At 43.3% G+C, this 7,228-nt stretch carries 4 protein-coding genes and 2 pseudogenes; 4 read left to right on the plus strand and 2 right to left on the minus strand.

Features of this window, described 5'->3' with window-relative positions; genetic code table 11:
* Positions 1-262, minus strand: a pseudogene (locus ACKPEB_RS10625) (photosystem II q(b) protein); the annotation flags it as partial.
* 202 nt (positions 263-464) lie between these two features.
* The gene (locus tag ACKPEB_RS10630; protein ID WP_408964858.1) at positions 465-806 is read right to left on the minus strand and encodes a histidine triad nucleotide-binding protein; all 342 of its coding nucleotides are present in this window, start codon (positions 804-806) and stop codon (positions 465-467) included.
* 108 nt (positions 807-914) lie between these two features.
* Between ACKPEB_RS10630 and ACKPEB_RS10635 the strand changes: the two genes are divergently transcribed.
* From ACKPEB_RS10635 to ACKPEB_RS10650, 4 genes and pseudogenes are all read left to right on the plus strand, one after another.
* On the plus strand, positions 915-2,444 hold the full coding sequence (locus ACKPEB_RS10635) for a YifB family Mg chelatase-like AAA ATPase (protein WP_408964859.1): 1,530 nt from the start codon (positions 915-917) through the stop codon (positions 2,442-2,444).
* A gap of 247 nt (positions 2,445-2,691) precedes the next feature.
* The gene (locus ACKPEB_RS10640) at positions 2,692-4,182 is read left to right on the plus strand and encodes a hypothetical protein (protein WP_408964861.1); all 1,491 of its coding nucleotides are present in this window, start codon (positions 2,692-2,694) and stop codon (positions 4,180-4,182) included.
* Complete coding sequence (locus ACKPEB_RS10645) at positions 4,182-6,380, plus strand: Cas10/Cmr2 second palm domain-containing protein (protein WP_408964862.1); 2,199 nt, start codon at positions 4,182-4,184, stop codon at positions 6,378-6,380. The genes ACKPEB_RS10640 and ACKPEB_RS10645 overlap by 1 nt, the downstream gene beginning before the upstream one ends.
* 214 nt (positions 6,381-6,594) lie before the next feature.
* Positions 6,595-7,228, plus strand: a pseudogene (locus ACKPEB_RS10650) (hypothetical protein); the annotation flags it as partial.

Consider the following 7,228-nt stretch of genomic DNA (forward strand, 5'->3'; position numbering starts at 1 on the left):
CGTTAGAGGAAGGAACAACTGCACCAGAGATGATGTTGTTTCCGTATAACAGTGAACCAGCTACGGGTTCACGGATACCATCGATGTCCACTGGAGGAGCCGCGACAAAAGCGATGATGTAGCAGATGGTGGCGGTTAACAAGGTCGGAATCATCAGAACACCGAACCAACCGATGTAAATCCGGTTGTTGGTGGATGTTACCCAGTTACAAAACCGTTCCCAGATTGAGGCGCTCTCGCGCTGCTGAATCGTGGTTGTCATGTTTGGTATGTATTGCTATGTATTTTTCGAGGTACGTCGGTAGGCTTGTTTCTACCTTGATTAGTAATATGACACAGATGATTGCGTTTTGTAAAGTGGTTTTAACAAAATTTTTGTCAATCGATGCTATAAGAAAAAGCTATATTTGGATTTCTGTTGTCTGGGAGTGGATGTAGGGGCAAGGAAACCTCGCCCAAAGCCTTTAACCGGGAGGCCATTCCATGTAACGACCCCCAAGAATATGCAGATGAAGATGATCAACGGTTTGTCCACCATCTTCTCCTGTATTAATGACAACGCGATAACCGTTCTCCAGTCCTGCTTCTTCAGCCACTTGTTTTACCTTGAGCAGCAAATGTCCCATGAGGGCATGATCTTCGGATGTCGCATCAGCAAGTTTAGGAATGGGTTTTTTAGGAATAACTAGAATGTGTACCGGGGCTTGAGGGGCAATATCCCGAAAGGCGAGGCACAAATCATCCTCATAAACAATATCAGCCGGAATCTCCCGACGGATAATTTTGCTAAAAATCGTATCAGTCATATCTATATCGGTGCAGTTGCTATCACTTGCAAGTCTAACGTTAATTGTAGAGCTTACGTCACTTATCGCAGAATATAGAAACAGAACAAATTATCAAAGTTAAACACCATGTTAGCCAGGGTTTGGAGTGCCTGTATTGTTGGGATTGATGCCGTTAAAGTCGGGGTTGAGGTCGATATATCGGGGGGACTGCCTAAAATTATGGTGTTGGGACTGCCTGATGCGGCGGTTCAAGAATCACGAGAACGGGTAAAAGCGACTTTAAAAAATGCCGGATATGCTTTCCCCATGCGAAATATTGTGATTAATTTAACGCCTGCGGATTTACGCAAAGAAGGGCCGAGTTTTGATCTTCCGATTAGTATTGGAATTTTAGCTGCATCGGAACAAATTAAACCGGATTTATTAGGAGATTTTTTATTTTTAGGTGAGGTTAGTTTAGACGGTAGCTTAAGACCTGTTGCGGGTGTACTTCCCATTGCAGCAGCAGCGGCAAAAATGGGAATTACAGGGCTAGTCGTTCCAGAAGATAATGTTCAAGAAGCGGCAATTGTTCAAGGATTATCGGTTTATGGCTTTAAAAATTTATTAGATGTAACTGATTTCTTAAATCATCCCAGTGCTTATCAACCAATTAAATTAACATCATTGGATTTATTATCTCAAAAAACAACCATCGGCTTAGATTTAAGTGAAGTTAAAGGACAAGCTCACGCTCGAAGGGCGTTAGAAATTGCAGCAACGGGCGGACATAATTTAATTTTTGTCGGGCCACCCGGAAGCGGAAAAACGATGTTAGCTCGTCGTTTACCGGGTATTTTACCGCCTTTAAGTTTTGAAGAATCTTTAGAAGTAACTCGGATTTATTCGGTGGCTGGATTATTAAAAAATCGGGGAACTTTAGTGAGCGATCGCCCCTTTAGAAGTCCCCATCATTCTGCTTCTGGCCCTTCTTTAGTGGGAGGTGGAACCTATCCGAAACCAGGAGAGATTTCTTTAGCCCATCGGGGGGTGTTATTTGCTGATGAATTAACAGAATTTAAACGGGATGTTTTAGAGTTTTTAAGACAACCGTTAGAGGATGGATTTGTAACAGTTTCCCGAACCAAACAGTCGGTTGTATTTCCGGCAAAATTTACGTTGGTTGCGAGTACAAATCCCTGTCCTTGTGGTTATTATGGCGATACAATTCAACCTTGTACTTGTTCTCCTCGTCAACGAGAACAATATTGGGCAAAATTATCCGGGCCATTGATGGATCGAATTGATTTGCAAGTAGCGGTTAATCGTTTAAAACCGGAAGAAATTCTACAACAATCTCAAGGAGAAAGTTCTTCTAAAATTCGAGAACGAGTGATCACAGCCCGTGAACGAAGCCGACAACGATTTCAAGAAGAACCTCAATTAAAATCGAATGCAGAAATGCAAAGTCGTCATATTCAAAAATGGTGTCAATTAGATCATGTTGGACAAAGTTTATTAGAAAATGCAATTAGAAAATTAGGGTTATCTGCAAGGGCGAGCGATCGCATTTTAAAAGTAGCTCGAACTATTGCAGATTTAGCCGGGGAAGAGAATATTAAACCGCCCCATGTTGCTGAGGCGATTCAATATCGAACCCTTGATCGAATGCAGTAAGATTCTGGCTATTTTAGAACTCAAAGAGAAGAATCGTTTTTTTTAAGCCGTACATTAATTTTATTCAAAAAAATTTAATAGATCAGGGAACAGCAAAAGATTTCACAATCTGGGTTTGCTGAATCTGTCTTGTTCCTAACCGTTTTAGCGGTTGGTATATTAAGTAAAAGTAAAGAAACTTACAAACTCAACTCAATTAAGCTTGAATAAAAATTTAGATGTCTTTCCATTTTTTCACTTAAGCGATATGAGAAAAAATGTTGTTTTACAGATTTTAGGCAACAATGATGTGAGGGTGGATTCAGAGCAAGGAACCTCCCAACTCGGCGCCTGTTATACCTTAGAAGATGTTCGAGACCTGGCGACGGACAACGATCAAGAATTAGGAAACGACTTAGATCGGATTGATTTTCCTTTAATTAGAAACCTGTGGGAAAGTCGAGAACCTGATACTTTACTTCATTTTGTCATTCTTTTAACGAATCAGCAAGCTTGGATTGAATATCATCATATTTCTGGACAAGAATTGAGTGATTTAATTACTTCTGATGGATATTGGTGGCGAAATCTTTTACAAGCTTGGTGTCAAAAACTAGGCATTCCCCATGATTTAATAATTTTAGATATTGATCCGAATTTAGATAATGGGGTTGCTAATTGGGATCAAATGGCAAAGTTTGTTGAACAACAATTAAATCCTAAATTTACCTTTAATTCCAAGGGTATTGTTTTCGATAATACCTCGGATCGTCCTAAGATTAATGCTCAGAAATTAATCGTACAACATAGTAGTGGAACCCCAGCCTTAAGTGGGGCGTTATATTTATGGGGACTTGAACAAAAGTTAGCAAAAAATCCGATTGAATTTGTCTATATGTCTCGCCAAGATTCTCAACCGTATTTTCATACGGGAACTCATTGGCAATGGCGGTTAAAAGTTCCACAAATTGAACAGTTATTAGAAACTCAAGACTTTTTGGGGGTAAAAACTTTAATCCAAGATCATCCTGATCATAACTTAAAAACCAAACTCGAACAATTAGATCGGGCTGTTTCTTTTAATTTATCGGCAAAACGCCAAAAGCTATCGGCTGAAGAGGATATTTTAGAACGAATTGCAATTGCTTTATGGAGTGAAAAAGCCTTTCGAGAACGGGGTCAGTGGATGCAGTGGTATTTAAGAATTGCTGGGGCTTTTGAATTAGCGATCGCTTGTTTAGTTCAACATCAAGGCGTAAATGATTATCACTGGGAAAGAGATCATGCCACTCAAAAACCGATTTTAAAATATCAAGAAAAAAACCAAAATTCACCGATAGAGTTCAGACTTGATATTACGCCAATGGTTAAGGATCTCCTCACTCAAGGAATTGCTTCAAACCACAGTAACTATTTGAATCGCAAAGTTAACTATATTACCGCTAAAATTACTGATTCTGCTTGGAACAATTTTAAAGAGTTTTACTGTTCAAACTGGATTAACCTTCAAAATAATACTCGAAAGAGTTTCTTACAACTCAGAAATGAACTGTATCACAGTTTATTGGGCGATTTAATTGATCAAATTTTAGATGAAAAAACCAAACAATTAAAAGGAGTCAATCACGCCGATCATCCGGCTCAAATTGCAATTGATTGGTTAAACTATATTGTCAAATTAGCCAATCTGACAACCCCTATTAATAGCAAAATCAAAGAATTTGAACAACTCGTTAATGATGTTAAACGGAGTCTCTAATGGAATTACAAGACTGGCTGAAACAACAACAACAATATTATGCAGCTTTACCCCCCGATCAACCCACCTTAGCAACCCATCCTAGCTGCGGTACTTGGCAAACTTCAGAATATTTAAAAAATCAATTTTGGTGGGGGGGTGGGGCTTCTGTGGAGGCCTGCGAACAAATTCAACAACACAGAGATCTCACCCTGAGTCACATCGGCGTTTTGACCTTTGGCCCGGTGCAAAGCTTCCTCGCTGGAGGTCAACGCCTGCGGGACTGGGCCGTTGCGTCGTGGTTATGTCATTATCTCTGCGGGGTGGTTATTTACCATTGGGAGAAACAGGGAGGAAAGGTTTTAGTTCCCTTGCATCAGTCCTCTCCTTTACTGCAATGGTTAAACGGCGAAACCATTACCGATGAAAGCTTCTGGCAAGCTGAACTTCCCAATATTATTACTGGCTTATTTCCCGACGAACCCCAATGGTGGGAAAACTGCCAAGACATTCTTAAACAAGAATGGCAACGGTTTTTAACCGCCTTAGAAACCGCTTCCATCCGCCATAACCCCCGGTTAAACGGCTTGGGATGGCAAGTTATTCAAGGAGATAACCTGAGTTTTTGGTCGGTTTATGGGGAGTCTACGCCATTGCGGTCGGATCACATTGTCGAAGATATAGAACAGTTGCATCATTCCGTTGATGCTCAAAAATTAGGCCGACAATGGCAAGGGAACTGGTGGGGAGGACGCACCAGTCCGAGTTCGGGAAGTTTATCGATCTGGCATCCGGGTTTGCAACCTGTGGAAGCGGGGGGAACTTGGGGACTACCGGATCAGGTATTAACCCAATGGTGGGAAGGGATAGCGGAAAAAAGCTCTTTAGCGGGGTTATTTTCCGAAAGCGATCGCCTCAATAGCTTGGAAATGGTGAAACGCTTGGCTTCCGTCCCTGAAATTATCGTTCCCACCTTAACAACTTTATGGGGACAAGAACCCCCCCGATGTCCTTGGGATCAATTTCCCGATCGCACGGCGGCGGCGGCGGCTTGGGTGGCTGATGTTGTGGATGCCGAACAGTGGAATACTGAAGTTGAAGCGCTGAGTGAATATTATCAGTCTGGATCGCCTTTTAAACCTTGGGGTATTCCCCAAATGGATCGCCAGTCTCCTCCTTATGCTCATCCGAGAGTTTTAGAACGTCGCAATATTGATGCTGAGGAGGTGGAAGGTTGGGAAAATGATCTTCCCAACGGGTGGGAAAGTCCGGTTGAATGGACAGTGGGATGGCGTGGGGATGGGGATAATATGGGGAAATGGCTATCCGGTGAACAATATCAAAAGCTGAAATTACCTTGGTCTAACTGGCATCCCAACGCCTCAACTATTGAACAATATCAACTCGGTTTTTCACCGCCTAATTTACCGGATGTGACCCGCCAGATGGAACTTCCCCATACTTTAGATCTATCGGTTTTGTTTGGATATTGGAACCGGGTGTTATACAACCTGACGGAAAATTACCACAACGGACGGGTAATTTTTGCGGGTGGGGATGACTTCTTATTATTAGGGCCGATCACCGATGCGATCGCTCTCACATCCCAACTTCATCAGCTTTGGACGGGACAACCTACCCCCTTAACTCAACCGCTTGATCCCCCTGTGGCGGGTTGGGTGTCTTATCAAAATCAAATTTATCCTATCCCTGGCCCGAATATGACCTTTAGTTTAGGGGTGGTTATTGCCCAACGGCGTATCCCGCAGTCGTTATGGCATCGGGGGTTAAATGAAGCCTACAAACAAGCCAAACATCTCGGTAAGGATCGAGTTTGTGTGCGGGTTTTGTTTAATAGTGGTCAAAGTTTGGACTGGGTTTGTCCTTGGGTGTTGTGGCATTTGTTAATGGCCGTTGAACCCGTTAAGGAGGACAAAACGGATCTGAACTGTTGGGAAAAGTTGTTGTTTTATTTGGAGAGTACCCGCCTGGAAGAATATTCTCCGTCAACGGTTCGTTCCCTCATGGATACCCTGTGGGCGAGTGTGCATTTACCCCTGAGTTGGCAACAGATCGACCTTCTCACCATCGGAAACACTAAGAGTCTGAAAACAGAGTTAGGACGTTGGCAATGGTGGAAAGACTGGATCGCCCTCCGGGGTTTCTTGGCTCGTCAACAGCGAGAACGAAATAACTGGCTTTCTCGTGTTCTGACCTAACCCCCCAACCCCCTTCCCTGCGAGGGAATGGGGAGCAGTTTAGACCTTGTAAACACTTAATAATTAACAATTCTTCCCCCCTCTCGAATAAAAACATTCTTCCTTTTCCCTCTCCTCGTAGGAGAGGGCAGGGAGAGGTGGAGAGGGGCTGGGGGAGAGGTCATCCCCAACCTATTGCCTATTGCCTATTGCCTTCTTAAAGGAGATTTAACCCATGACAGGATGGTACAAAATAATTCCCACAGGCCCGATCACCATCGGCAATTTAACACCCGTCGGACAAAATAGCGGTCAAGTCGGTTGTCGCTGGCCCCCGAATGGGCATCAGTTGGCAGCTTGTTTGAATTTACCCAGTCAGAGTCAACTCTGGGGGCCGTTTTGGGAATATAAGAGTGAATTTTATGTTCCCTTACCCTTGCCCGTTTATACCCTCGATCTCAATATCACTTCCCCGAACTTACCTCGCAACCTGTATCGAATGCAGTGGAATGAACAGGAACAATGGCAGGTGCAACCGGAACACCGAAGCCAGGAATTTGAGATGATCGGGGGTCAATATTTAATTCCGGGTAACACTTTACAGCTATTTTGGCAAGAGCAAAAGTGGATTTTTAAGTCGGATGCCGCCCCCGATAACCTGCTTAAGCCTTTACCTTGGTCGTCTCTGACCCTCAGCCATAACCGTCGCCAAGACTTTCAAGTCGTGGACGAGGGGGGATTTTTTGCCGAACAAACAACCTTAATGGCCCCCGGATGGTCAATTTTAGTCAAAATTATCGGCGACTATCAACCCCCCGACTGGGGAATATTGGGGGCGGGAACCCCCGTTACTATCAGCCCTATTCAAG

Source organism: Planktothrix sp. (genome assembly GCF_046067725.1).
Taxonomy (GTDB): Bacteria; Cyanobacteriota; Cyanobacteriia; order Cyanobacteriales; family Microcoleaceae; genus Planktothrix.

What these genes read in the sequence shown, in the direction of transcription:
- ACKPEB_RS10630 (WP_408964858.1), bottom strand. Translation starts at nt 806, where the DNA reads ATGACTGATACGATTTTTAGCAAAATTATCCGTCGGGAGATTCCGGCT.
- ACKPEB_RS10635 (WP_408964859.1), top strand. Translation starts at nt 915, where the DNA reads ATGTTAGCCAGGGTTTGGAGTGCCTGTATTGTTGGGATTGATGCCGTT.
- ACKPEB_RS10640 (WP_408964861.1), top strand. Translation starts at nt 2,692, where the DNA reads ATGAGAAAAAATGTTGTTTTACAGATTTTAGGCAACAATGATGTGAGG.
- ACKPEB_RS10645 (WP_408964862.1), top strand. Translation starts at nt 4,182, where the DNA reads ATGGAATTACAAGACTGGCTGAAACAACAACAACAATATTATGCAGCT.